24 protein-coding genes are annotated in these 25,421 nt (G+C 63.3%); 2 read left to right on the forward strand and 22 right to left on the reverse strand.

The window, feature by feature from the left end:
- Positions 1 to 47: 47 nt before the first annotated feature.
- The 22 genes from PI93_RS18175 to PI93_RS18280 form a co-directional block, all read right to left on the reverse strand.
- The gene (locus PI93_RS18175) at positions 48 to 896 is read right to left on the reverse strand and encodes a CvpA family protein (RefSeq protein WP_052240543.1); all 849 of its coding nucleotides are present in this window, start codon (positions 894 to 896) and stop codon (positions 48 to 50) included.
- Position 897: 1 nt separating this feature from the next.
- Entirely contained in the window at positions 898 to 1,926 is a 1,029-nt protein-coding gene (locus PI93_RS18180) for an SPOR domain-containing protein (RefSeq protein ID WP_052240544.1), read from the reverse strand.
- A 45-nt stretch (positions 1,927 to 1,971) separates the two neighbouring features.
- Positions 1,972 to 3,270: a bifunctional tetrahydrofolate synthase/dihydrofolate synthase gene (gene folC / locus PI93_RS18185; RefSeq protein WP_039368477.1), complete on the reverse strand. Its 1,299-nt coding sequence runs from the start codon at positions 3,268 to 3,270 to the stop codon at positions 1,972 to 1,974.
- Between the two features lie 188 nt (positions 3,271 to 3,458).
- On the reverse strand, positions 3,459 to 4,334 hold the full coding sequence (accD, locus tag PI93_RS18190) for an acetyl-CoA carboxylase, carboxyltransferase subunit beta (RefSeq protein WP_039368479.1): 876 nt from the start codon (positions 4,332 to 4,334) through the stop codon (positions 3,459 to 3,461).
- A gap of 141 nt (positions 4,335 to 4,475) precedes the next feature.
- Positions 4,476 to 5,300, reverse strand: a complete 825-nt coding sequence (trpA, locus tag PI93_RS18195) for a tryptophan synthase subunit alpha (RefSeq protein WP_039368482.1) — start codon at positions 5,298 to 5,300, stop codon at positions 4,476 to 4,478.
- Positions 5,254 to 6,087 (reverse strand): DNA-methyltransferase, encoded by an 834-nt coding sequence (locus tag PI93_RS18200; protein ID WP_144400195.1) that lies wholly within the window; start codon positions 6,085 to 6,087, stop codon positions 5,254 to 5,256. Before PI93_RS18200 ends, trpA begins: the two co-directional genes overlap by 47 nt.
- Before the next feature lie 143 nt (positions 6,088 to 6,230).
- Positions 6,231 to 7,433, reverse strand: a complete 1,203-nt coding sequence (gene trpB / locus PI93_RS18205; protein WP_039368485.1) for a tryptophan synthase subunit beta — start codon at positions 7,431 to 7,433, stop codon at positions 6,231 to 6,233.
- A gap of 57 nt (positions 7,434 to 7,490) precedes the next feature.
- Positions 7,491 to 8,147: a phosphoribosylanthranilate isomerase gene (locus PI93_RS18210; protein ID WP_039368671.1), complete on the reverse strand. Its 657-nt coding sequence runs from the start codon at positions 8,145 to 8,147 to the stop codon at positions 7,491 to 7,493.
- Positions 8,144 to 8,944, reverse strand: coding sequence for a tRNA pseudouridine(38-40) synthase TruA (gene truA, locus PI93_RS18215; RefSeq protein ID WP_039368488.1), 801 nt, complete (start codon positions 8,942 to 8,944; stop codon positions 8,144 to 8,146). Before truA ends, PI93_RS18210 begins: the two co-directional genes overlap by 4 nt.
- Before the next feature lie 83 nt (positions 8,945 to 9,027).
- Positions 9,028 to 11,988 (reverse strand): FimV/HubP family polar landmark protein, encoded by a 2,961-nt coding sequence (locus tag PI93_RS18220; RefSeq protein ID WP_052240546.1) that lies wholly within the window; start codon positions 11,986 to 11,988, stop codon positions 9,028 to 9,030.
- A gap of 125 nt (positions 11,989 to 12,113) precedes the next feature.
- Positions 12,114 to 13,244 carry an aspartate-semialdehyde dehydrogenase gene (gene asd / locus PI93_RS18225; protein WP_080759111.1) on the reverse strand — a complete coding sequence of 377 codons (1,131 nt, stop codon included), beginning with the start codon at positions 13,242 to 13,244 and terminating at the stop codon, positions 12,114 to 12,116.
- 60 nt (positions 13,245 to 13,304) lie between these two features.
- Positions 13,305 to 14,372, reverse strand: a complete 1,068-nt coding sequence (leuB, locus tag PI93_RS18230) for a 3-isopropylmalate dehydrogenase (protein ID WP_039368494.1) — start codon at positions 14,370 to 14,372, stop codon at positions 13,305 to 13,307.
- Between the two features lie 35 nt (positions 14,373 to 14,407).
- Positions 14,408 to 15,058 carry a 3-isopropylmalate dehydratase small subunit gene (leuD, locus tag PI93_RS18235; protein WP_039368497.1) on the reverse strand — a complete coding sequence of 217 codons (651 nt, stop codon included), beginning with the start codon at positions 15,056 to 15,058 and terminating at the stop codon, positions 14,408 to 14,410.
- A gap of 120 nt (positions 15,059 to 15,178) precedes the next feature.
- Positions 15,179 to 15,307: an entericidin A/B family lipoprotein gene (locus PI93_RS18240; RefSeq protein ID WP_010807368.1), complete on the reverse strand. Its 129-nt coding sequence runs from the start codon at positions 15,305 to 15,307 to the stop codon at positions 15,179 to 15,181.
- A 55-nt stretch (positions 15,308 to 15,362) separates the two neighbouring features.
- Complete coding sequence (gene leuC / locus PI93_RS18245; protein WP_039368500.1) at positions 15,363 to 16,772, reverse strand: 3-isopropylmalate dehydratase large subunit; 1,410 nt, start codon at positions 16,770 to 16,772, stop codon at positions 15,363 to 15,365.
- Positions 16,773 to 17,053: 281 nt separating this feature from the next.
- Positions 17,054 to 18,355 carry a citrate synthase gene (gene gltA, locus PI93_RS18250; protein ID WP_039368503.1) on the reverse strand — a complete coding sequence of 434 codons (1,302 nt, stop codon included), beginning with the start codon at positions 18,353 to 18,355 and terminating at the stop codon, positions 17,054 to 17,056.
- Between the two features lie 29 nt (positions 18,356 to 18,384).
- Entirely contained in the window at positions 18,385 to 18,657 is a 273-nt protein-coding gene (locus PI93_RS18255; RefSeq protein ID WP_039368507.1) for an FAD assembly factor SdhE, read from the reverse strand.
- 10 nt (positions 18,658 to 18,667) lie between these two features.
- Entirely contained in the window at positions 18,668 to 19,372 is a 705-nt protein-coding gene (locus PI93_RS18260; protein ID WP_039368514.1) for a succinate dehydrogenase iron-sulfur subunit, read from the reverse strand.
- A 12-nt stretch (positions 19,373 to 19,384) separates the two neighbouring features.
- Positions 19,385 to 21,160: a succinate dehydrogenase flavoprotein subunit gene (gene sdhA, locus PI93_RS18265; protein WP_039368516.1), complete on the reverse strand. Its 1,776-nt coding sequence runs from the start codon at positions 21,158 to 21,160 to the stop codon at positions 19,385 to 19,387.
- A gap of 3 nt (positions 21,161 to 21,163) precedes the next feature.
- Entirely contained in the window at positions 21,164 to 21,529 is a 366-nt protein-coding gene (gene sdhD / locus PI93_RS18270) for a succinate dehydrogenase, hydrophobic membrane anchor protein (RefSeq protein WP_039368519.1), read from the reverse strand.
- Position 21,530: 1 nt separating this feature from the next.
- Positions 21,531 to 21,944 (reverse strand): succinate dehydrogenase, cytochrome b556 subunit, encoded by a 414-nt coding sequence (gene sdhC / locus PI93_RS18275; RefSeq protein ID WP_039368521.1) that lies wholly within the window; start codon positions 21,942 to 21,944, stop codon positions 21,531 to 21,533.
- A gap of 185 nt (positions 21,945 to 22,129) precedes the next feature.
- A complete protein-coding gene (locus PI93_RS18280) occupies positions 22,130 to 22,972 on the reverse strand; it encodes a GntR family transcriptional regulator (RefSeq protein WP_039368524.1) in 843 nt (280 codons plus the stop codon).
- Positions 22,973 to 23,311: 339 nt separating this feature from the next.
- Here PI93_RS18280 and PI93_RS18285 point away from each other — a divergent pair, with 339 nt between their 5' ends.
- Together PI93_RS18285 and PI93_RS18290 are read left to right on the forward strand one after the other, a co-directional pair.
- Positions 23,312 to 24,295: a malate dehydrogenase gene (locus PI93_RS18285; protein ID WP_039368527.1), complete on the forward strand. Its 984-nt coding sequence runs from the start codon at positions 23,312 to 23,314 to the stop codon at positions 24,293 to 24,295.
- Positions 24,296 to 24,907: 612 nt separating this feature from the next.
- Complete coding sequence (locus PI93_RS18290) at positions 24,908 to 25,396, forward strand: hypothetical protein (RefSeq protein ID WP_039368531.1); 489 nt, start codon at positions 24,908 to 24,910, stop codon at positions 25,394 to 25,396.
- Positions 25,397 to 25,421: the final 25 nt, after the last annotated feature.

A 25,421-nucleotide genomic window follows, 5' to 3' on the forward strand; every position in this document is an offset into this window, starting at 1 on the left:
TCCTTCAAAAAACATCGAAATCTGCGTCAAACGGACAGTATTATCCGTCATTCGGAAACCTTGTGCAGGCCGGTCGACGGCGCGGCCGATCCGCCGCTGCGCATGCCCCACCCCTGCGACTGGGCGCCGGCGCCTTGCTCACCGCCCAGACCATCGCCCGCCAAACCACTGCCGGCGCTGCTCCCTCCCAGGGTGCCGCCGCCCATCAGGTTCGACACGCCGGACATCACACCGCCGCTCCGGCCGCCCGACTGCCCTTGAGTCCCGTTGCCGCCTTGCCCACGCTGTCCGCCGGCATCCGGCGCCCCCCGATAGGGTTGCAGTTGCGGCAAGGGAATCGGCGTTCCCAGCGGATTGACGCTGGGCATTGCCGCCTCAGGCTGATGCAGGTAATGCTGCACCGGCTCGGGCAGATAAGGCATCAGCCGGTCCAGCCCGGCCTCGACCCACGGACGCACCAGCGAGTGTTGCCAGACCGGTTGTTGCGGCAGTGCCGTTAACTTGGCGGCGACCATCAACAACATCAAGAGCAGAACGCCGCGAACGATACCGAACAACATCCCTAATCCGCGATCGGCCGGACGCAAACCGATCATGTCGGTCATGCGGCCCACCAGCGCGCTGACGATACCGGCACCGAACACCACGGCGATCAGCACCAGCAGGAAACCGAGTGCGCCCTGTGTCATCTCGCCGCCGGGCAGATCGGCGGGCAACCAGTGCGCCACCGTCGGGCCAAACGCGCGCGCGACGAAGAAGGCGACCACCCAGCCGACCAGATTGAACAGCTCGCGCACGAGACCGCGCAGCATGCCCAGCAGCATCGAGCCGACGAGAATGGCGATCGCCGCGTAATCCACGACCGTCAACAGACCGCTATGCACCGTATCGCCCAACTCAGCCCGCCTCGGCGACCTGCGCCGTCAGTCCGGCGTCACGGATCTTCTTGCCGGCCGCTTCGGCACTGGGACGATCGGAGAACGGCCCGGCGCGCAACAGATACAGCTCACGACCGTCGACCGTGCTCTTCACCATGTAGCTCGGCACATTCACGAGCTTGAGCTTGACGAGCCAGGCCTGTGCGCGGTCCTGCGTCGAGAACGCACCAATGCGCACAAGATACTTGCCACCCGACGCCGCAGGCTTCTGAGCGTTGTCATGGCTATCAGCAGGCTTGGCGGACTTGGCGGCAGTGTTGTTCTGCGCGAACTGTGCAATCGGGTCGGCTGCGCTGTTGTCAGGTCTGGCCTGCGCCTTGGCCGTGTCGTGCGAGTCCGGTTTGGCGGCAGGCTTCGTCTCGGCATGCTGCTCGGGCTTCTTGACGTCGGGTTTCGCGTCCGGCTTGTGTTCCGGCTTCGCTTGTGCGACCTGCGGTTCCGGCACCGCGCTCGGCGCGGGAGCCACGGCGGCGGCCGGAGGCACTGCCGTCGGGGCAGGCGCCGGTGCAGGCTTGGTCGCGTTCGAACCCGCCAGCGTGCTGCTGTCGAGCGCCTCTTCGCCCTTGTCGAGCGAGGCATCGGACGGCGGCGTCGCTGATGGCGCCGCCTGTGGCTTCACGCGCACGGGCGGCGAATTGGCGTCTTTCCCGGGAATCTGGATCGCGATGTCGTCGGCGGCAGGCTTCGGCTCGGGGGCGAGCACCATCGGCAAAATGATGACGGCGGCAAGCACCAATGCCAACGCGCCGACCAGACGGCGGCGCGCGCGTTGCTTTTCGGGCAGCAGCGGGTCGAGTTGCTCGTGCTCGCTGTACTCGCCCCCTCCCGCCGTACGGGTGCCGGTTCGGCCGCTCCTGCGGCTACCGCGCTTCGGGGGAACGGCTTCGGCGTCTTTCTTGCGGAAGGAAAACAATCCCATAGGGCCTTGGCTCAGGTCGTAACTCGCGTCGTTGGACTGATCATCGCGCATCTGGTGCATCGTACGCATGACATTTCTCGTAAGAAAATGTCACGGCCAACACACCGTCGCATCTCAGTGGCGCTGCAATTTTCGGTGCGACATCACACCCGCCACTGTAAAGAACGATCCAAAAACCACAATTCTATCATTCTCCCCGCACTGCTCGAGCGCGGCGGCATAGGCTTTCTCAGGGGATTCGAAGGTTTCGACCGAATGATCGGCATCTTCGACGAACCCCACGGCCCGCAACTTCTCTTCGAGCAACGCCGGACTGGCGGCACGCTCGGTCGGCAACGCGCACAAACGCCAGTGATCGACCTTGTCGACCAGATGCCGCAACACCCCCTCGATGTCCTTGTCGGCCATCGCACCGAACACGGCATACGTGTACGGAAAGAACCCCATGCCGTCGAGATTGTGGCCGAGCGCAGCGGCAGCGTGCGGGTTGTGCGCGACGTCGAGCACCACGGCCGGGCGCCCCGGCAGCACCTGGAATCGTCCCGGCAACTCGACCGAGGCGAGTCCCAGACGAATGTCCTGTGCCGAGACCGGCAACCGGTCGCGCATCGACTCGAGCGCAGCGAGCGCCGCCGACGCATTGAGCAACTGGTTCGCGCCACGCAGCGCCGGATACGCCAGCGCGGGACGGCGCATCTGCCGCCCGCCGTAGCTCCATTGCTGCTTGTCGCCTTGATAGTTGAAGTCGCGGCCGAACAGCCAGAGATCGGCGCCGATGCGCTCCGCCTCGGCCAGCAGCGTGGCTGGCGGCATGGGATCGCCGCAGATCGCCGGCTTGCCCTCCCGGAAGATGCCGGCCTTCTCGATGGCAATCGCTTCGCGCGTGTTGCCCAGATATTGCGCGTGATCGATGTCGATGCTCGTGACGACGGCACAATCGGCATCGACGATATTCACAGCATCGAGCCGTCCCCCCAGACCGACTTCGAGAATCACGGCGTCGAGCCCCGCTGTGGCAAACATATGCATGATCGCGAGCGTGGTGAATTCGAAGTACGTCAGCGAGACCGGCTCATCGAAGCTGGTGCGTGCGGCTTCCACCGCTTCGAAGTGCGGCAGCAGCGTGGCGTCGTCCACGACCTCGCCGTTCAGGCGCGCACGTTCGTTGAACGTGAGCAGATGCGGCGACGTATGGCAGCCCACGCGGTAACCCGCCGCGAGCAGAATGGCTTCGATGATCGCGCAGGTCGAGCCCTTGCCGTTGGTGCCGCCGATCGTGAAGACGGGGCACGGGAATTGCAGCCCGAGCGCCTCTTTCACGCGACCAATACGCGTGAGGCCCATATCAATGCCCACAGGGTGAGCGGTTTCGAGATGGGCGAGCCAGGCGTCGAGAGTGGAGTATGTCGGCATGAATGTGCGGGCAGAAAAACAAAAACGCGGACGTCACTCACGTCCGCGCTGCTTATCCTGCTAAGTGATGCGTTCAGGCGCCGCATGCGCGGCACTGCGTGGCGTTGCGTAATTCTACGCCGTTGCACCGCCCTTTGGGGCACTGCAACGGCACGCGCGGTGCCATCGCACGCGTGAATGTTCCGCGCTCAGGCGACGGCGTCGGCCGGCTGGCACTGCATCAGTGCGATCAGGCGAGCAATCTCTTCACGCATCTTGCGACGGTCGACGATCATGTCGATGGCGCCCTTCTGCAGCAGGAACTCCGAACGCTGGAAGCCTTCCGGCAGCTTCTCGCGCACGGTCTGCTCGATCACGCGCGGGCCGGCGAAGCCGATCAGCGCCTTGGGCTCGGCCATCACCACGTCGCCGAGGAAGGCGAAGCTGGCGGACACGCCCCCCATGGTCGGATCGGTCAGCACCGAGATGAACGGCAGCTTGGCATCGGACAGCTTGGTCAGCATGGCCGTGGTCTTGGCCATCTGCATGAGCGAGAGCAGGCTTTCCTGCATACGCGCACCGCCCGAAGCCGTCACGCAGATGAACGGCACGCCCTGCTCCAGCGCGTTCTGTGCACCGCGCACGAAGCGCTCGCCGACGACCGACCCCATCGAGCCGGCCATGAACGAGAATTCGAAGCAGGCGACCACCACCGGCAGCGTGTGGATCGCGCCGCCCATGACGACCATGGCATCGGTCTCGCCGGTGTCGTCCATGGCTTCCTTGATGCGGTCGGGATATTTGCGGCTGTCCTTGAACTTCAGCGCATCGACCGGCACCACTTCCTGGCCGAGTTCGTAGCGACCTTCCGGATCGAGCAGCGCGTCCAGACGCGCGCGCGCGCCAATGCGCATGTGATGGTCGCATTTGGGGCAAACGTGCAGATTCGCTTCCACGTCGTTGCGATACAGCACCGCTTCACACGACGGGCACTTGATCCACAGCCCTTCCGGGATGCTCTTGTTGCGCTGCGTCGGATCGGTTTGCTTGATCTTCGGGGGCAGCAGCTTATCGAGCCAGCTCATAGTTTCTCCTTGGCAAACGCCCGCACCATCGGGCACGGGCGTTTCGGGGGCGACCGTGTAACACGGTCGTTTCAATTCAGCGTTTCATCGGACGGTGCGGCATGACTGCGCCGCCATCTCGCCGTCAATTCACGCGGGAATTTACGCCGATTTGGCGCCCTCGTCGAGCGCCTGGCGAATGCCGCCGATGAATTCAGCCAGCGATTTTACCGCGTTCTGGCCCTCCAGATCACGCGGCGTGTTTTCCAGACGCTGGACAATGGCGCTGCCGATGACCACCGCATCTGCCACACCGGCCACCGCACGGGCAGTTGCGGCGTCGCGAATACCGAAGCCCACGCCCACCGGCAACGCTGCGGCCGCCTTGATCTGAGGGATTTTGGCGGCCACGCTGTCCATATCCAGGCTCGCAGCCCCCGTCACCCCCTTGAGGGAGACGTAATACAGATAGCCGCTTGCCTGACGCGCCACGGCGGCGATACGCGCATCGGTCGACGTCGGCGAGAGCAGGAAGATCGGATCGATGCCACGGGCACGCACGGCACCGGCGTAAGCCTCGGCCTCCTCGGGCGGATAGTCGACGACCAGCACGCCGTCCACCCCGGCGGTGGCGGCCCGCTCGGCAAAGGCGTCGAGTCCCATGGCCTCGATCGGATTGGCATAGCCCATGAGCACGACCGGCGTGCGATCGTTGGTCTGACGGAACGCCGCCACATAGCCGAGCACTTCGGCCAGGCTCACGCCGCGGGCCAGTGCCCGCTCGGAGGCGCGCTGAATCACCGGGCCGTCGGCCATCGGATCGGAGAACGGCACGCCGAGTTCGATGACGTCGGCGCCGTTGTCGGCCAGTGCATGCATCAGCTTGACCGTCCAGCCCGGCTCGGGATCGCCGGCGGTGATGAACGGAATGAGGCCCTTCTTACCCTGCGCTTGCAAGGCTTGGAACGTCGCTTGAATGCGGGACATGATCGGAAAGTCTCTGAAGTCTTTGATTGGCGAGCGCGTGGTAATGCGCGTTGAGCTCGTAGCCGACGAACCGCCGGCCGTGCAGTGCGCAAGCCACGGCAGTCGTGCCGCTGCCCATGAACGGGTCGAGCACGAGACCGCCGGGCGGGCAACTGGCCAGCACCATGCGCTCGATGATATGCAGCGGTTTCTGCGTCGGATGATCGACGCGTTCGGGGTCTTGCCGGTGCAATCGCGAGATCGACCACAGATCCTTGGGGTTGTACCCCAGCTCCAGCCACTTGCTGCCCTCGAAGATACGGCGCGAGCGCGCCTTCTTCGTTGCGGCGTCATACGGCACGCGCACGGCATCGAGGTCGAAGTAGTAATCCTTCGAGACCGCGAAAAAGCCGATATTGTCGTGGACCGACGAGAACCTGCGGGTGCTGCCGCCCATACTGGGCACACGGCGATCCCAGATGATCTCGTTGATCATCAGCATGCGCTGCTTCAGAAACACGAACAGCTCGGGGGCGTATTGCCACGTGCAGAACAGGTACAACGAGCCGCGCGGCGCGAGTTTCGGAATCGCCGCTTCGAGCCAGCCATACGTCCAGCCGAGAAAGTCTTCGCCGGAACGCTTGTCGGAGTCGTTGCCGTAATCCTTGCCGAGCCCGTAAGGCGGATCGGCGAGAATCAGGTCGACGCTGCCGTCGTCAAGTTCGTGCAAGTGGTGCAGGAAGTCGGCATGACGCAATGTGATGTCGCCCGGCGCCCAACGCGCACGCAACTCGCCGGCCGCTTCCATGGCCTCGAGACGCGCGGCGGCGGCTTCGGTGGCGTCCAGGGGGCGCTCGGCCCCAAGGATGTCATTGTGTGCCTTGCGATCAGTCAGATCGGTCATGCTGGTTCTGGTGTCCTCAATGGATCGATGGCGTCTCGCAGCGCCGCTTATGCGCCCGCAGGGGCTGGCTTGGCCAGCGCCATCACGGTGTGCATGTCCTTGTCGCCGCGCCCCGAGAGATTGACCAGGACGATCTGATCGCTCGGCAGCGTCGGCGCCAGCTTGCACGCATAAGCCAGCGCATGGCTCGACTCCAGCGCCGGGATGATGCCCTCGATCCGGCAGCAGTCATGGAACGCCTGAAGGGCTTCCGTATCGGTAATGCCCACGTATTCGGCGCGCTTGATATCGTGCAGCCACGCGTGCTCGGGACCCACGCCCGGGTAGTCCAGCCCCGCCGAGATTGAATGCGTCTCGGTGATCTGCCCGTTGGCGTCTTGCAGCAAATAGGTGCGGTTACCGTGCAGCACGCCGGGCGTACCGCCGATGATCGACGCCGCATGCCGGCCGGTCTCGATGCCGTCGCCCGCGGCTTCCACGCCCACGAGCTTCACATCCGGCAGGTCGATGTACGGATAGAAGATGCCCATGGCATTCGAGCCGCCGCCCACGCACGCGAGCACGTAGTCCGGCTGACGGCCGGCCAGTTCGGGCATCTGCACCTTGCACTCCTCGCCGATCACGCTCTGGAAATCGCGCACGAGCATCGGGTACGGATGCGGGCCGGCCACCGTGCCGATGATGTAGAACGTGCTCTCGACGTTCGTCACCCAGTCGCGCATGGCTTCGTTAAGCGCGTCCTTGAGGGTCTTCGAACCCGATTCCACCGGCACCACGGTCGCACCGAGCAGTTGCATGCGGTAGACATTGACTGCCTGACGCTTGACGTCTTCGGCGCCCATGTAGACCACGCACTCCATGCCAAAGCGTGCGGCAATGGTCGCGGTCGCCACACCGTGCTGACCGGCGCCGGTCTCGGCGATCACACGGCGTTTGCCCATGCGACGCGCCAACAGCGCCTGCCCGATCACGTTGTTCACCTTGTGTGCGCCGGTGTGATTCAGGTCTTCGCGCTTCAGATACACCTGCGCGCCGCCCAGCTCGCGGCTCCAGCGCTTGGCGTGATAGATCGGCGACGGACGGCCGACGTAGTGCTTCAGTTCGTAATGGAATTCTTCGAGAAAGGCGGGATCGTGCTGATACTTGGCATAGGCCTCGCGCAATTCGTCGAGCGCGTGAATCAGCGTCTCAGCCACAAAGACACCGCCGTACGGGCCGAAATGGCCGTGGGCGTCAGGTAAATCGTACATGGTCGTCACTCTTCGCATTACCGGTGAGCGGCCCTGGCGGGCGCCCCGGCGGGTTGCTTATTCGGCGTCGGCAGCACGCACTGCCTGCACGAACGCCGTCATGCGGGCGTGATCCTTCACGCCCCGCGACGCCTCCACACCGCTCGACACGTCGACGGCGTATGGCGTCACCCGGCCGATGGCTTCAGCAACGTTGTGTGCGTTCAAGCCACCACTCAAAACGGCCCGACGCGCGATGTCTTTTGGAATAAGTGACCAATCGAAAACCTTTCCTCCACCGCCATAGCCCTCAACCAGGGCATCGAGCAAGATGCCTTGTGCGGCGGTGTATGCGTTGGCGAATTGTAGCAAATCGCCGCTGTCTTTCGTCTCCGGGCCGATACGCATAGCGCGCATGTACGGACGGTTGCCTGCCGCCGCCGATAGCGTCGCGCATTGCTCGGGAGTTTCGTCGCCGTGAAATTGCAGCGTCGTGAGCGGCACAGCCTCAACAGCGCGCGCGATCTCGTCGGCCGTCGCATTGACGAACAGGCCGACCAGGCTCACGTAGGGCGGCACCCGGCGAGCCAGCTCGGTTGCGCGCGCCAGATCCACGTAGCGCGGGCTCGGCGGGTAGAAAACGAGGCCGATGGCGTCGACGCCCAGCGCCACGGCGTGATCGATATCCGCCGGCTGCGACAGGCCGCAAATCTTGATTCGGGTACGGGATTTCATGAGCTTGCCCACGGCATCGGGAACGGCCACGCGGCCCAGTTGGGCTCGGGTACGGCGAAGCGCTCAGGATACCCCACGCGGGCCAGGTACAGGCCATCCGGCATGAACGTCGGGGCTGCCTGACGGCGGTCGAGACTCGCAAGCACCTCCGTCATCCAGCTTGCGGGCTGACGTCCCCGGCCGATGGCGACCAGACACCCCATGATGTTGCGCACCATGTGATGCAGGAACGCGCTCGCCCGGAAGCGGAACACGAAGAAATGCCCCTGCTGCTCGATGTCGATGGCGTACAGATGCTTCACCGGCGTCTTCGCCTGGCATTCGGAGGAGCGGAACGCCGAAAAGTCGTGCTCGCCGACCAGCGCCTGACTCGCGACACGCATCGCGTCGAGGTCGAGCGGCGTGTGCAGCCAGCCGCAGCGGCCATCGAGCAATGGCGAGCGCACGGGATGCACGTAGAGGACATAGAAATAGGTGCGCTCGAATGCCGTAAAACGCGCATGAAAGTCGTCGGGCATCGCCTGCGCCCATTGCACGGCGACCGTCTTCGGCAGGAAGGCATTGACGCCGCGCACCCACGAGAACATCGCACGGTCCAGCTCGGTGTCGAAATGCACCACCTGACCGATGCCATGCACGCCGGTATCGGTACGCCCGGCAACCGTCGTGGGCAATGCTACGCCGCCGAATTCGCGCAACGCGGCCTCAAGCGTCTGTTGCACGGTGTTGCCGTGCGGCTGCGATTGCCAGCCGGAGAACGCCGTGCCGTCGTAATGGATGCCCAGTGCAATTCGCATATGAAAAAGAAAAATGGGCGCCCAACCTGCGAGCGCCCCAAACTACGGTCAATCAGTGGTGTGATCGGCGGCGTGCCGTGGCCTCACTTGCCAAGCTCGGCCAGCCGCGTGCGGGCGACGGACTGCTGCGCAGCGTCCCCCCCGGCGATCACTTCTTCAAGCAGTTCGCGCGCGCCATCGTCGTCGCCGATGGTCTGGTACGCCGCGGCCAGTTCGAGTTTCGTGTGGAACTCGTCGGGCACGTCAGGCGTGGACGGTGCGGCGGCAGGCGTCGGCGCAACGATCTGCGGCGCTTGCGGTGCTGCCGGTTCCGCCGCGAAAGGCGTTTGCGGCGGCGTCGCCTCGAAGGTCTCGTGTTCGACCAACGCCTGCGCACCAATGTCTGAGGGCAGCGTCGGTGCGCTGACGAAGGGCGCAGGTGCGGCCGACGCCTCGTCGCCCTTCAGATCGAGGCTGAAGTCCGACAGATCGAACGACAGCGGCTTGAGCGACGGCGCTTCGTGTGCCGCGTCGGTATAGCTGCGCGGCGCTTCCGGCGCACTGTGCGCCTGTTCCATCGCGGCGTCGAAATCGGCGTCGCTCAGCTCGGGATAGGGATCGTCCCCCGCGTCTTCCTCGCCGAAGGTCTGAGGGATCGAGCCGTCCTTTGGCTCCATCGTGAACTGCACCGAACCCAGCCCCTTGCTCAGGGACGGCAAGGCATCGCTCGAAATCGTCCCGACATGCGCCGGCTGCCCCGGAATCACCAGATCCAGATCGCCCAGCATGCCTGCCACGCCGCCGTCGGGCGTCGCTTGTGCGATCGGCGCGACAGCCGTCGGCTCGGATTGTCCTGTGTGCGTGGCGGCAACGCCACCGATGGCGGCCGCGGCACCCAGCGCCTCGAGCGACGACAAGGTGGCCGCCGCAGGATCGTCGTGAGCCGCAGGGTCTTCAACGACCTCGCCAGCCTCCCCGGCCTGCTCGGCAAACGCAGCGTCCCAATCGATTTCCGGCTCGCCGGCAGCTTCCGGCGCCGATTCCGGCACATGGGCCGCAGACGCATCAGCGAGCGGCTCGGCGCTTAAGGACGAGGCCTGCGCCGATTCGTCCTGACCGCCGGCGTGCGAGATCTCGGCAGACGCGTCGGCCAACGGCGGCGGCTCGACACCCCAATCTTCCGTCACACTGTCATCAGCCGCCGCGGCGGGTGGTTCGGTGGCATCGTCGACAGCGGAAGCGTCATCGTCCGAGGCCGCCCACGTATCGTCGGCCGTCGGATGCAGATGCTCATCGGCTTCCGCCTGATGCGCGGCATACAGCGCCGCAGCGCCTGCCGCACCTGCTGCTGCAACCGCGCCAGCCGTTGCCACACCGGACGTCGGCTCGGTGCCTTGCGGACCATCGTGCGGGGCGTCCTGGCCTACGTGAGCGTCATGCCCATCGTCATACGGACCCGGCTGTCCCACTGGCGCCTCGGCGCGGCGGCGGCGCATCAGCCACCACAGACCGAGCAACACCACCACCACGCCCGCGCCCGGCAGTACGTAAGGATTCTGCGTGACGGCACGCCAATTCATGGCGGCATTCGGTGCCGATTTCGACGCAGCGGCCGGCGCGCTGGCCGCAGACGCCGCCGCCACCTCGCTGGCCGGCGCTGCCACGGCTGCCGTGGCATCCGATGCTGCTGCACCCGCCGATGCCGTCTCGGTGGCCGCTGCCTCCGACGCTGCGGCCGTGGTTGCCGAATCGGCCGCATCCTTCGCGTCGGCCGCGCCCTTGGCGCCATTTGATGCCGTCGCGGCAGCCGCCGCCACTTGTGTCGTGCGCTTACCGTCGGCGGATGTCGCCGTCTTGTCCTGTGCAGTCGCCCCGGAAGCGGCGGCGGCCTGCTCCTCCAGATTGGCGACCGCCTGATTCTTCATCGCCAACAGCTTCTGGAGATCTGCTACGTTCTTCTGCAACTCATTCACCCTGCCCTGAGCCTCGGCTTGCGCCTTGCCCTGAGCGATTTGCTCTTCCTCGCCGCCGCTGGTACGACCGGCTGTGCCGCCCGTCCCACCCTTGCCGGGCCGCGACAGCTTCAATTCATCGCGCGTGGCGGGCGCGGCAGCTTCCGGTGCCTTGCCCGCTTCGATCGCGCCCTGTGCACTGCGGCCACTGGCCGGTGCTGCCTGCTGCGCCGTCGATTCGGCCAGCCGCGCGCGATACGCATCAAACTGCTCCCGCGCGGAAGACACGAACTTGCGTGCCTGCGCAGGAGGAATACTTTGCACCTGCGCATCGGCCGGGCGTGTCAGTGTCGCCCCCTGACGCAAGCGGTTCGGATCGTTGCCGATGAAAGCCGAGCGGTTCGCCTCGAACAGCGCGGTCATCATCTGTGCCAGCGTCGTACCGCCTTCGCCCCCCGTCAATTCACGGGCGATCGACGAAAGCGAGTCCCCACGGCCCACCGTGCGGGCGCCCTCGGCGTTCTCGGCGTGGGTCGCCGATGCATTTGCCGGCGGCGCAGACGCCGCAGGTGCCGGCGAAGGTGAAGCGGCATTGGCCGTCTCGCGCGCACTGTTGTTCGGCGCGGCCGCCGGCACGACGGCCTGCGGCTGTGCCGCGCTGGCTTCCGGGATGGCGGACAACGTGAGCGCGTTGGACTGCCGGCCAGTCCGCCATTCGACTACCAGCAACAGATCGAGGAACGAGGTACTGACCGGCTCGGCCGAATCGACGTGGACGAGGTACGTGCCGCTATACCCCGGCTCGCGCCCCCCTGTCGGCGTCACCGACACGGAGAGTTTCTCGAGCGTGGGGTCGTAGCGCAGACCGGCTTGCTTGAACGCGTCGCGCGGTGCGAGCTTCACCGACAGTCCGTCGGCTTCCGCCTGCGACACATTGCCCAGCACGATCACGGCGCGCAACGGCTGGCCCGGACCTGAGCGCACCTGCTGCGGGCCGAACTCTGCGGCACCGGCATTGAGGAGCCCGAGGCTCCACAAGACGGCCGCCGCCGCGCTCAGGCGAAACGAGTTACGGGTCGAGTTTGCGCGCTTGCCGATCGTGTATTTCCGCACTGTGTCTTTTAGGGCCTGTCAGTCGTTTGTCACTGGCCGCCCCGGCAAAATGGGGCGCCTCCCAAAGCGCGGACGGCGGCCTCGCGGGCCGCCGTTCTTCACGCCTTACCGATGCGCTGCGACGCTCAAGCGTCGAGCAGGATGCGCAGCATGCGACGCAGCGGTTCGGCCGCGCCCCACAACAGTTGATCGCCCACCGTGAACGCCGACAGGTACTCCGGCCCCATCGACATCTTGCGCAAGCGACCCACCGGAATGCTCATCGTGCCGGTCACGGCGGCAGGCGTCAAATCCTTCATCGACGCCTCACGCGTGTTCGGCACCACCTTCACCCAGTCATTGGCCTGGCCGATGATGTCGGTCAGTTCATCTAACGGCACATCCTTCGTAAGCTTGATGGTCAGCGCCTGGCTGTGGCAGCGCATCGCGCCGATACGCACGCACAGACCGTCCACCGGAATGGCACGGGTGCCGGGGAAACCGTCGCCCAGCCCCAGAATCTTGTTGGTTTCGGCGCCGCCCTTCCACTCTTCCTTCGACTGACCGTTGCCCAGGTCCTTGTCGATCCAGGGAATCAGGTTGCCGCCCAGCGGCACGCCGAATTGCTTGGTTTCGTCGGCGGTGAGCGCATGTTGCTTGGCGAGCACCTTACGGTCGATTTCGAGAATCGCCGCATGCGGATCGTCCAGCAGGGACTTGACTTCGGCGTTGATGCTGCCGAACTGCGTGAGCAACTCGCGCATATGCTGCGCGCCGCCGCCCGAGGCAGCCTGATACGTCATCGACGTCAGCCAGTCGACCAGACCGTGCTGGAACAGACCGCCCAGGCCCATCAGCATGCAGCTCACGGTGCAATTGCCACCGATGAAGTTCTTGGTGCCCTTCGTCAGGGAATTCTTGATCACGTCGAGATTGACCGGATCGAGGACGATGATGGCGTCGTCCTTCATGCGCAGCGTCGAGGCCGCGTCGATCCAATAGCCGTTCCAGCCCGCAGCGCGCAGCTTCGGGAAGATCTCGGTGGTGTAGTCACCGCCCTGGCAGGTAATGATGATGTCGCATTTTTTCAGCTCGTTGACATCATTGGCGTCTTTCAGCGAAGTCTCATTCTTCGCCATCGACGGGGCTTTGCCGCCCGCGTTGCTGGTGCTGAAAAACACCGGCTCGATCAAAGCAAAGTCGTTCTCCTGCTGCATGCGCTGCATCAGAACCGAACCGACCATGCCCCGCCAACCTACCAGACCTACGGTTTTCATTTATCCACTCTCTTATCGTTGCAATTGCGCCGAGGGGCGTCTCACGACGCCCCGTCAACGTTATAGCGCGGCGACTACCGCCGCGCCCATGTCGCGCGTACCTACCTTGGTCGCGCCTTCCTGCCAGATGTCGGGCGTGCGCAACCCTTGCGCCAGCACCTTCTTCACTGCGTTCTCCACGCGGTCGGCCTGTTCGGCCCGGCCGAGCGTGTAACGCAGCATCATGGCAGCCGACAGGATCGTTGCCAACGGATTGGCCACGCCCTTGCCGGCGATATCGGGAGCCGAACCATGCGACGGTTCGTACAGCCCCTTGTTGTTGGCATCGAGCGACGCCGACGGCAGCATGCCGATCGACCCCGTCAGCATGGCTGCCTCATCCGAGAGAATATCGCCGAACATGTTGCCAGTCACCACTACGTCGAAGTTCTTCGGCGCCTTGACCAGTTGCATCGCGGCGTTATCGACATACATGTGCGACAGTTCGACCTCCGGATACTGCTTCGCGACCTCGATCATCGTGTCGCGCCACAGTTGCGACGTCTCGAGCACGTTGGCCTTGTCGACCGAGCACAAACGCTTGTCGCGCTTGGCCGCCGCCTGAAACGCAACGTGCGCGATACGCTCCACTTCGGGCACGCTATAGCGCATGGTATCAAAACCTTCGCGCGCCCCCTCGAAAGCGCCATCCGGCGACTGACGGAAACCCTTCGGCTGGCCGAAGTAGATGTCGCCGTTCAGTTCGCGAATGATCAGAATGTCCAACCCTGCCACGATTTCCGGCTTCAGGCTCGACGCGTCGGCCAGCTCCTTGTAAAGGATGGCCGGACGGAAGTTGGCGAACAGCTGGAGATGCTTGCGCAGCCCCAGAATCGCCTGTTCGGGACGCAGTGCGCGCTCCAGCGAATCGTACTTCCAGTCGCCCACGGCGCCGAACAGAATAGCGTCAGCGTCTTTCGCGAGCTTCAGCGTGGCTTCCGGCAGCGGATGACCCGACGCCTCGTAGCCGGCGCCACCGACGGGCGCCTCTTCCAACTCGAACTTCTCGCCAAGTGCATTCAGCACATTGACGGCTTCCGCCACGATTTCCGGACCAATGCCGTCACCCGGCAACACAGCGATTTTCATGCAATCTCCTTGGATGTGCCTTGTGCGCGCGGGACTCAGCCCGGCAAACGCGTTGCCAGCCACGGCTGTTTCGTGAGCCGCTCGGCCTCGTAGGCGCGAATCTTGTCAGCGTGACGCAGCGTCAGGCCAATGTCGTCGAAACCGTTCAACATGCAGTACTTGCGGAACGGTGCGATGTCGAATTCGTAGCCGCGGCCATCGGACGTCAACACTACCTGCTTGTCCAGATCGATCGTCAACTGGTAGCCGTTGAACGCGGCCGTTTCGTTGAACAGATGATCGACCTGCGACTCGGACAACGCGATCGGCAGCAGCCCGTTCTTGTAGCAGTTGTTGAAGAAGATGTCGGCAAAGCTCGGCGCAATCACGGCGCGGAAGCCGTATTGCTGCAAGGCCCAGGGCGCATGCTCACGCGAGCTGCCGCAGCCGAAGTTCTTGCGGGCAAGCAGAATCGTCGCACCTTGATAGCGCGGCTGGTTCAGCACGAAGTTCGGGTTGAGCGGACGCGCGCTGCAATCCTGCCCCGGCTGACCGACGTCGAGATAACGCCACTCGTCGAACAGGTTCGGACCGAAGCCCGTGCGCTTGATCGACTTCAGGAATTGCTTGGGGATGATCGCGTCGGTATCGACGTTTTCGCGATCCAGCGGTGCCACCAACCCCGTATGGACGGTAAATTTTTCCATCACGAACCACCTGATCAAAACAGTTCGGTCACGTCCGCCCCGGAACGCCGGGGCCGTCGAAACCGGAAATTTCGTAGGTGCGTGCGCAGGGCAATGGCCCCGGCGACACGCACCGTCGCATCACTTCTTCGCGGCGTTCTCGAGGGCCGAACCCGCGGCTTGAGTATCCTTGCCCAGGCCCGCCATCGTGTTGCAACCCGCCACACCCAGCACCAGCACCGCACCGATCAGCATCCACAGTTTCTTCATGGTTTTTTCTCTGTCAAAAACGATGTCAAACGACGGTTAAACCGATGCCAAGGCGTCAGACGAGGCGTCGCACGTCGACGAAATGACCCTCGATGGCCGCCGCTGCGGCCATTGCGGGGCTCACGAGATGGGTACGCCCACCCGCGCCCTGACGGCCCTCGAAATTGCGGTTCGAGGTCGACGCGCAACGCTCGCCCGGCTCCAGACGGTCGGCATTCATCGCCAGACACATCGAGCAGCCCGGCTCGCGCCATTCGAAGCCTGCGGCCTTGAAGACCTGATCCAGCCCTTCCTGCTCGGCCTGATGCTTCACGAGACCCGACCCCGGCACCACCATCGCCAGACGCACGTTCGACGCTACGCGACGGCCGAGCTTCTTCACGACATAGGCGGCCGCACGAATGTCTTCGATGCGCGAGTTGGTGCACGAGCCGATGAACACCTTGTCGACGTTGATGCTCGCCATCGGGGTATCCGGCGTGAGCGCCATGTATTCGAGCGCACGCTCCATCGCGCTGCGCTTGACCGGGTCCTTCTCCTTCTCCGGGTCCGGCACGCGATCTTCGATGCTCACGACCATCTCCGGCGACGTCCCCCAGCTCACCTGCGGACGCAGCGTATTCGCGTCGATTTCGACCACATGATCGAACTGCGCCCCCGGATCGGTGTGGAACGTGCGCCAGTAGGCCTCGGCCTGCTGGAATTCCACACCCGTAGGCGCAAACGGACGCCCCTTCACGTAGTTGATCGTCGTGTCGTCCACGCCGACCAGCCCCGCGCGCGCACCGGCTTCGATCGCCATGTTGCACACGGTCATGCGGCCTTCCATCGTGAGCGAGCGGATGGCCGAACCGGCGAATTCGATCGTGTAGCCGGTGCCGCCTGCCGTGCCGATGCGGCCAATCACGGCCAGCACGATGTCCTTGGCGGAACAGCCACGCGGCAGCGTGCCCTCGACCTTCACGAGCATGTTCTTGCTCTTCTTCATGAGCAGCGTCTGGGTGGCGAGCGTGTGCTCGACTTCCGACGTGCCGATGCCGAATGCCAACGCGCCGAACGCGCCATGCGTGGAGGTGTGCGAGTCACCGCAGACAACCGTCATGCCCGGCAACGTGGCGCCCTGCTCCGGGCCGATCACGTGCACGATGCCCTGACGGAGATCGTTCATTTTGAATTGGGTGATGCCGTAGCTGTCGCAGTTGGCGTCGAGGGTGTCGACCTGCAAGCGCGAAATCGGATCGGCAATGCCTTGCGTGCGATCGGTCGTCGGCACGTTGTGGTCCGACACCGCGAGGTTGGCAGAAAGACGCCAGACCGGACGCTGCGCGAGTTTTAGCCCCTCAAACGCCTGCGGACTGGTCACCTCGTGCAACAGGTGACGGTCGATGTAGAGCAGCGTAGTGCCATCGTCCTCGGTATGCACGACATGTGCATCCCACAATTTGTCATACAGCGTCTTGGCCATGATAAAAACGCGGGGCTAAATATCGTTCTGGGAACAAATATCGTTCTGTGAACTTTTGATTATGCCATAGCGCTTTCGCGCCGGCGGAATACGAAATCCCCGGGAAACCGGGCGGTAAACGCACGATCAACCGGGGATTTGTGCGAATCACGGCAGCTTGTGCCGTGAGTTCGAATATAGCGCAACGAGGGCTCGTTGCGGGCCGCACCGCCTTGCCGTTTCGGCAAGGTTACGGTGCCGGCACGGCAAGCGGGGGCCGTGCCGGACGCCTCTCGCCAAGCTTAGCGCTTGGCGACGGGCGCGACGTCGCGCGGCGTGTGGCCGATGAACAACTGACGCGGACGGCCGATCTTCTGATCCGGCTCGCCGATCATTTCGTTCCACTGCGCGATCCAGCCCACGGTACGTGCCAGTGCGAAGATGCAGGTGAACATCGACGTCGGGATGCCCAGTGCACGCTGCACGATACCCGAGTAGAAGTCGACGTTCGGGTACAGCTTGCGCGACACGAAGTATTCGTCTTCCAGCGCGATCTTTTCGAGCTGCATGGCCAGCTTGAACAGCGGGTCGTCGTGCAGGCCGAGTTCGTTGAGCACTTCGTAGCACGTCTCGCGCATCAGCTTGGCGCGCGGGTCGTAGTTCTTGTACACGCGGTGACCGAAGCCCATGAGCTTCACGCCCGAGTTCTTGTCCTTCACCTGCTTGATGAATTCCGGAATGTTGTCCGGCGAACCGATCTGCTCGAGCATGTTCAGCGCGGCTTCGTTCGCACCACCGTGTGCCGGGCCCCACAGACATGCGATACCGGCAGCGATACAGGCGAACGGGTTCGCACCCGACGAACCGGCCAGACGAACGGTCGACGTCGAAGCGTTCTGCTCGTGATCGGCGTGCAGGATCAGGATACGGTCGAGCGCGCGCACCAGCACGTCGTTGACTTCGTACTCCTCGCACGGGTTGGCGAACATCATGCGCATGAAGTTCGCGCTGTACGACAGGTCGTTACGCGGGTACACGAACGGCTGGCCGATGCTGTACTTGTACGCCATGGCGACGAGCGTCGGCAGCTTGGCGATCAGGCGAATGGCCGAGACTTCGCGGTGCGTCGGATTGTTGATATCCAGCGAGTCGTGATAGAACGCCGACAGCGCGCCGACCGAACCGGTCAACACGGCCATCGGGTGAGCATCGCGACGGAAACCACGGAAGAAGAAGTTCATCTGCTCGTGCACCATCGTGTGACGGGTCACGGTCTTGACGAACTCGTCCTTCTGCTGTGCGTTGGGCAGTTCGCCCTTGAGCAACAGATACGAGGTTTCGAGGAAGTCGCAGTTGGTGGCCAACTGCTCGATCGGGTAACCGCGGTACAGCAGTTCGCCCTTGTCGCCATCGATGTAGGTGATGGCGGAATTGCACGACGCCGTCGACATGAAGCCCGGGTCATACGTAAACTTGCCGGTCTGGCCGTACAGCTTGCGGATGTCGATTACATCCGGGCCCATCGTTCCCTGATAGATCGGCAGTTCGACGCTGGGCGAACCGTCAGAGAAAGATAGGGTGGCTTTAACATCAGACGGAGTCATATCGCTTCCTCAAAAAAATACTTAAACCCCTACACGGCACGCAAAAGCGCCAGCAGGCGCTGCACGTCCGGCCCGTCCAGATCCGCCTCGGGCTCTTTACGCGCTAGCAGCAGATCCATCAAATCGTTGTCGCTCAAATCGAGCAGCTTTGTGAGGGCGCCCACATCCTCGTCAGTCATCGACGCTTCGTACTTGGCGAAGAATCGTTCGAGGATGAGATCGTTTTCCAGCAAACCGCGGCGTGCCCGCCAACGAAGGCGGGCACGTTTGACCGGATCGGACTGGTGATTGGTATCCGGCATGATCGCTTGGTCAGACGGCGCGACGCACCATCAGCTCCTTGATCTTGCCAATGGCCTTCGTCGGGTTCAGACCCTTCGGGCACACATCCACGCAGTTCATGATCGTGTGGCAGCGGAACAGGCGGTACGGATCTTCCAGGTTGTCCAGGCGCTCGCTGGTCGCCGTATCACGGCTGTCGGCAATGAAGCGGTAAGCCTGCAGAAGACCGGCCGGGCCGACGAACTTGTCCGGATTCCACCAGAAGCTCGGGCACGACGTCGAGCACGATGCGCACAGAATACACTCGTACAGACCATCCAGCTCATCACGTTGCTCGGGCGACTGAAGACGCTCCTTCTCCGGTGCCGGCTCGGGATTGATCAGATACGGCTTGATCGAGTGGTACTGGTTGAAGAAGTGCGTCATGTCGACGATCAGATCGCGAATGACGGGCAGGCCCGGCAGCGGCTTGAGCACGATCTTGTTCGGCAGATCGTTCATGTTGGTCAGGCAGGCCAGACCATTCTTGCCGTTGATATTCATCGCGTCCGAACCGCACACACCCTCACGGCACGAGCGGCGGAAGGCGATGCCTTCGTCGATCTTCTTGAGCTTGACCAGGGCGTCGAGCAGCATGCGCTCATGACCGTCGAGTTCGACCTCGTAGGTCTGCATGTACGGTGCGGCGTCCTTGTCCGGATCGTAGCGGTAGACTTCAAAAATGCGTTTCATGATCTTGCGAATCCCTTAGAACGTCCGCGCCTTGGGCGGAACCGAGTCGACGGTCAGCGGCTTCAACTGCACCGGCTTGTAATCCAGACGGTTGCCTTCGCTGAAGAACAGCGAATGGCGCATCCAGTTCGCGTCGTCGCGCTCCGGATAGTCGCTGTGCGCGTGCGCCCCACGGCTTTCCTTGCGGGCCTCGGCTGCGATCATGGTGGCCTTGGCCACTTCGATCAGGTTGTCCACTTCCAGCGCTTCCATACGCGCCGTGTTGAACACCTTCGACTTGTCCTTCAGGTGGACGCTCGACACGCGCTCGGCCACTTGCTTGATTTCGTCCACGCCTTCCTTGAGCAGCGCCGAGGTACGGAACACACCAGCGTGCTTCTGCATCGTTGCACGGATGTCGTTGGCGATGTCCTGCGCGTACTCGCCCGAGCTCGAGGCTTCCAGACGTGCCAGACGCGCCAGTGCATTCTCGCCGGCGTCGGCGGGCAGCGGCTTGTGGTCGCCGTGACCCTTCACGAAGTCGACGATGTGATTGCCGGCCGCACGGCCGAACACCACGAGGTCGAGCAGCGAGTTGGTGCCCAGACGGTTTGCCCCGTGCACCGACACGCACGAGCACTCACCCACGGCGTAGAAGCCGTTGACGGGGGTCGATTCGCCGTTCTTTTGCAAGACGACCTGACCATGGTAGTTCGTCGGAATACCGCCCATCTGATAGTGGATGGTCGGCACGACGGGGATCGGTTCCTTGATCGCGTCGACGTTGGCGAACTTCAGCGCGATTTCGCGAATCGACGGCAAGCGCTTCATGATCGTCTCGGCACCGATGTGCGAGAGGTCGAGCAGCACGTAGTCGCCGTTCGGGCCGCAACCACGGCCTTCCTTGATTTCCTGGTCCATCGAGCGCGACACGAAGTCACGCGGCGCCAGATCCTTCAGCGTCGGGGCATAGCGCTCCATGAAGCGCTCGCCGTTCGAATTGCGCAGAATACCGCCTTCGCCGCGCACACCTTCCGTGATCAGCACGCCCGCGCCGGCCACGCCGGTCGGGTGGAATTGCCAGAATTCCATGTCTTCGAGCGGGATGCCCGCACGCGCGGCCATGCCCAAGCCGTCACCGGTGTTGATGAACGCATTGGTCGATGCGTTATACACACGGCCGGCACCGCCGGTCGCGAACAACGTGCACTTGCCTTCGAGCAGGTAGACGTCGCCGGTTTCGAGTTCCAGTGCCGACACGCCGAGGACATCGCCCTCTTCGTTACGGATCAGATCGAGCGCCATCCACTCCACGAAGAAGTGGGTCTTGGCTGCCACGTTCTGCTGGTACAGCGTGTGCAGCAGAGCGTGACCGGTACGGTCAGCGGCCGCGCAAGCGCGCTGGACAGGCTTCTCGCCGTAGTTGGCCGTGTGGCCGCCGAACGGGCGCTGGTAAATCGTGCCGTCCGGGTTACGGTCGAACGGCATGCCGAAGTGTTCCAGCTCGTAGACGGCGTTCGGTGCCTGACGGCACATGAACTCGATCGCGTCCTGGTCGCCGAGCCAGTCGGAACCCTTGATCGTGTCGTAGAAGTGGTAATGCCAGTTGTCTTCGCTCATGTTGCCGAGCGAAGCACCGATGCCGCCCTGAGCGGCCACGGTATGCGAACGGGTGGGGAACACCTTGGACAGCACGGCCACCGACAGACCGGCCTTGGCCAGTTGCAGCGAAGCGCGCATGCCCGAACCACCTGCGCCCACGATGACTACGTCAAAGCGGCGGCGCGGCAGCGAATTTTTAATTGCAGCCATTCTTTACACTCTCCACAGAATCTGCGCGGCATAGCCGGCACAAGCCAGCAGCCAGACGATCGTCAGCGCGTACAGCGCCAGTCGCACACCGACGGGCTTGACGTAGTCCATCCAGATGTCGCGAATGCCGACCCACGCGTGATAGAACAACGCGAGCAGCGTCACGAACGTGGCCAACTTCATCCACTGATGCGCGAAGATGCCGGCCCAGCCTTCGTAGGAGAAATCCTTGGCGGTAAAGAACCACACCAACAGGATCACGGTGTAGACGGCCATGATGACCGCCGTCATACGCTGCGCAATCCAATCGCGCAGGCCGTAGTGCGCGCCGACGACGAGGCGCTTCGAACCGATATTGTTCTGTGCCATCTTAGAACGCTCCGAACAGCTTGAGGGCGACGGCCAGCGTCAGCACCAGCGACACGGCCAGCACGACCACTGCCGAATTCTTACCGCCTTCCTTGCTCACTGCGTCGTGATTGAAGTCCATGCGCAGATGGCGCAAGCCGGCGCAGAAGTGGTGCAGGAAGCCCCACGACAATGCCAGGATGACAAGTTTGACAAACCAGTTGGAGGCGATGCTTCGCAGAACGTCGAAGCTGAGTTCCGACGTGAGGCTCTGTTCGAACAAATAAAGCACGAACGGCAACAGAAGGAACAAGATCACACCGCTAATACGGTGCAGAATGGACACGATACCAGCCGGCGGGAGACGGTACGTGACAATCTGTCCGATACCGATATTCCTGTAGACTGGCCGCTCTTTTTTTACCACTTCAGCCATGCTAGACCCCATGTAGTTACATCAGCCCCGGATTTTAGCGCCGATTCTAGTGCGTTGCACCATACCGGTTCCAATGCTCCGGAAATTCCTGCCAACGGCGCACGACACGCCGCCCCTCATGCCTCGACTTTCAGGCACTCGCCGGCCACGACGCCGACTCGCCCCTGGGAAGTCGCCCTACCCTCTCAACTCAATTCGTTCTGGTAATGATGTTCCGTGGTGACGTACCAGCCCCGGCGCACTTCCACCGGCTTGTCCCCGTAAGTGTAGGAAACGCGCTCCACACTCAACAACGGGAACCCCTTCGGCACCTTGAGTAGCTCCGCCGTCATGTCGTCTGCGGCCACAGCGCGGACTTTTTCCACAGCGCGGATCATACGGGTACCGAATTCGGCTTCGAACAGGCCGTACATCGGCCCCTTGTATTCATTGAGCCGCTCCGCCGTCAGGCCCCGGAACAGCGCGCCCGGCAGCCAGATTTCGTCGAGCACCGTGGGACGGTCCGAGAAATCCATCATGCGGCGAATGAGAATGACGCCATCGCCCGCCCGCAAATCGAGCTGACGCGCGATTTCCGCCGGTGCACGCATACGGCGGCACTCGATCAGACGACTGGGCGGGTGATGGGGTTCGCCCGAATCGGGCGCAAGACGCAGAAACCGGAATTGCACCCGGTCTTCGTGATGGGTCGCCACGAACGTGCCGCGCCCCTGACGGCGCACAAGCAGATTCTCGGCCGCCAATTCGTCGATGGCTTTACGTACCGTTCCCTGACTCACCTTGTAACGGGCGGCCAGATCGACTTCACTGGGAATGATTTCGCCGGGCTTCCATTCGCCGGCTTGCAGGCTCTGGGTAATGAGCCCCTTGATCTGCTGGTACAGCGGGCTGAAGGTCGGCGACGCTCCTGCGGTTGCCGCACCCAGCGGGGCCGGAGTGGCCGGTGCGGCGTCGCGCGTGCTGTCCTGTCGCTGCGGGGCATCGACAGGCGGCGTAGTGTTGGATGTGTCGCGAACATTCGCATTCATGGCGGAGATTTGACCACAAATCAAGGCCTCCGTCCATCGAATAACAGCAATAATCCTATGTCTTATATAAGACATAAGATAGAGTTGACATTCGTTGTGACGGCTCCTACACTGGCGCGGGCTAACAGGGGCCTGCAGCCGCAGCACGGCTATCATATAAGAGAGTCCGGTGCTTCGCACTCATCAATGGCAGCACACCCCGCAGCCCGCAAGCTTCCGTAGGTCAAGGAATTTTAGAAGCTTCATGTGACGCGGCGCTGTCAGCCTGGCAAAAAGCCACCCGGACGGCGAGCTCATGTTGAGCTTCGCAGGAATTTGTACACGTCTGGAGAGATTCTCATGGCAAAACCCGCAATGCGTGTCGCCGTCACCGGCGCCGCTGGCCAAATCGGCTACTCCCTGCTGTTCCGTATCGCCAATGGCGACATGCTCGGCAAGGATCAGCCCGTCATCCTGCAACTGCTCGACCTCCCGCAAGCTCAAGCCGCCGTCAAGGGCGTCGTGATGGAGCTGGAAGACTGCGCCTTCCCGCTGCTCGCCGGTGTCGTCGTGACCGACGACCCGAAGGTCGCCTTCAAGGATGCCGACGTCGCCCTGCTGGTGGGTGCCCGTCCGCGCTCGAAGGGCATGGAGCGCAAGGATCTGCTCGAAGCCAACGGCGCTATCTTCACGGTGCAGGGCAAGGCCCTGGACGAAGTCGCCAAGCGTGACGTGAAGGTGCTCGTGGTCGGTAACCCGGCCAACACGAACGCCTACATCGCCATGAAGTCGGCCCCGAATCTGCCGAAGGAAAACTTCACCGCGATGCTGCGTCTGGATCACAACCGTGCCCTGTCGCAAATCGCCGCCAAGACCGGCAAGCCGGTCGCCAGCATCGAAAAGCTGGCCGTGTGGGGCAACCACTCGCCGACGATGTACGCCGACTACCGCTTCGCCACGATCGACGGCCAGAACGTCAAGTCGCTGATCAACGACGACGTGTGGAACAACGACGTGTTCCTGCCGACCGTCGGCAAGCGCGGCGCCGCCATCATCGAAGCCCGTGGCCTGTCGTCGGCCGCTTCGGCTGCCAACGCCGCCATCGACCACATCCATGACTGGGTGCTGGGCACGAATGGCAAGTGGGTCACGATGGGTATCCCGTCGGACGGCTCGTATGGCATTCCGGAAGACGTGATCTACGGCGTGCCGGTGACCTGCGAGAACGGCAAGTACAAGCGCGTGGAAGGCCTCGAGATCGACGCCTACTCGCGTGAAAAGATGAACATCACGCTGAACGAGCTCGAAGAAGAGCGCGCCGGCGTGGCACATCTGCTGGGCTAATCCCCCGGGGACTCGGCCCCATGCGACGCCAAAAGCGTCGTCAGGGGCCGAACCTGCGCCGGCGGCTTACCCCCAGTGCCGGCGCCCCCCCAATATAGGGAACGTTTCCTGCAGTCATCGTGTCGACCAGAGCAACGATCGAAGTGACGACATCCAGCGCGAACGACCGTGCCGTCCATCGCGATATGCCCCTGGCATCGCCCCAAGCAACACCCAGCATACCGAGCGACTTCTTGGCCAAGCGAATGCAACGCCTCACTGCCGCACAATGTGCCCCGGACCGGACGACCGGCGTGCGTGCAATGTGCCAGGCAAGCGTGCAGCGCCGCATGGCAGCCCCTCTTCCGCGTTCGCTTCGCCAAGTATCCCGCCCATTGCGTATCACAACCGCCCCAGCCGGCGGTAAGATGAGTGCGCGCCAAGTCCGATCCCGGCGTGACGCCGAATTCCGTACCGTAATACCCTGCTCAGCGACGCCGGTTTGTACCGCCGTCGCCCGCTGTGCTTGGCGCAAGGGAATTGAAAAAATTTGTATGGTGACGCCGAACGACGCAGACTTCGTACGATAATCTGCGCTTTTATCCGCTCTCACCCATTGTTTGGAGACTCGCCATGAAGAAGCTTTGCCTGACCGCGCTGGTTGCCCTGTGTTCCGCCGCCGTTGTGCCGGCCGCATTTGCTGCTGAGCCCGCAGCCACGACGGCCAAGAAGCCGGCCCCGAAGAAGAAGGCTCCGGCCAAGAAGAAAGCGGCAGCGGCAGCGGCCGTTCCCGCCCAGCCGGATGAAGGCTCGGAACAATGGAGCTGCAAGGAAAACCAGAAGCTGTTCATCAAGGGCGACATGAAGCGCGACCAGATTCTCACGATGTTCTGGGAAGGCCGCAACTATCGCCTGCCGCGTCAACAGACGACGACCGGCGCAGACCGTTTCTATGACGCTGCCAGCGGCATGGACCTGGTCGTGATCCCGGCCAAGGCGATGCTGTTCACGCACCGCGATGGCGGCAGCCGTCTGGCTGACGAATGCATGACGCAAGCGATGTCGGACCAGAACAAGCTCGCCCCGACCCAGTCGGTCGAACTGATCAAAGTGACCAACTGAGGCCAACCCGGTTGCCCCGGATGCC

Origin of the sequence: Pandoraea fibrosis, from assembly GCF_000807775.2 — a bacterium.
Classification (GTDB): domain Bacteria; phylum Pseudomonadota; class Gammaproteobacteria; order Burkholderiales; family Burkholderiaceae; genus Pandoraea; species Pandoraea fibrosis.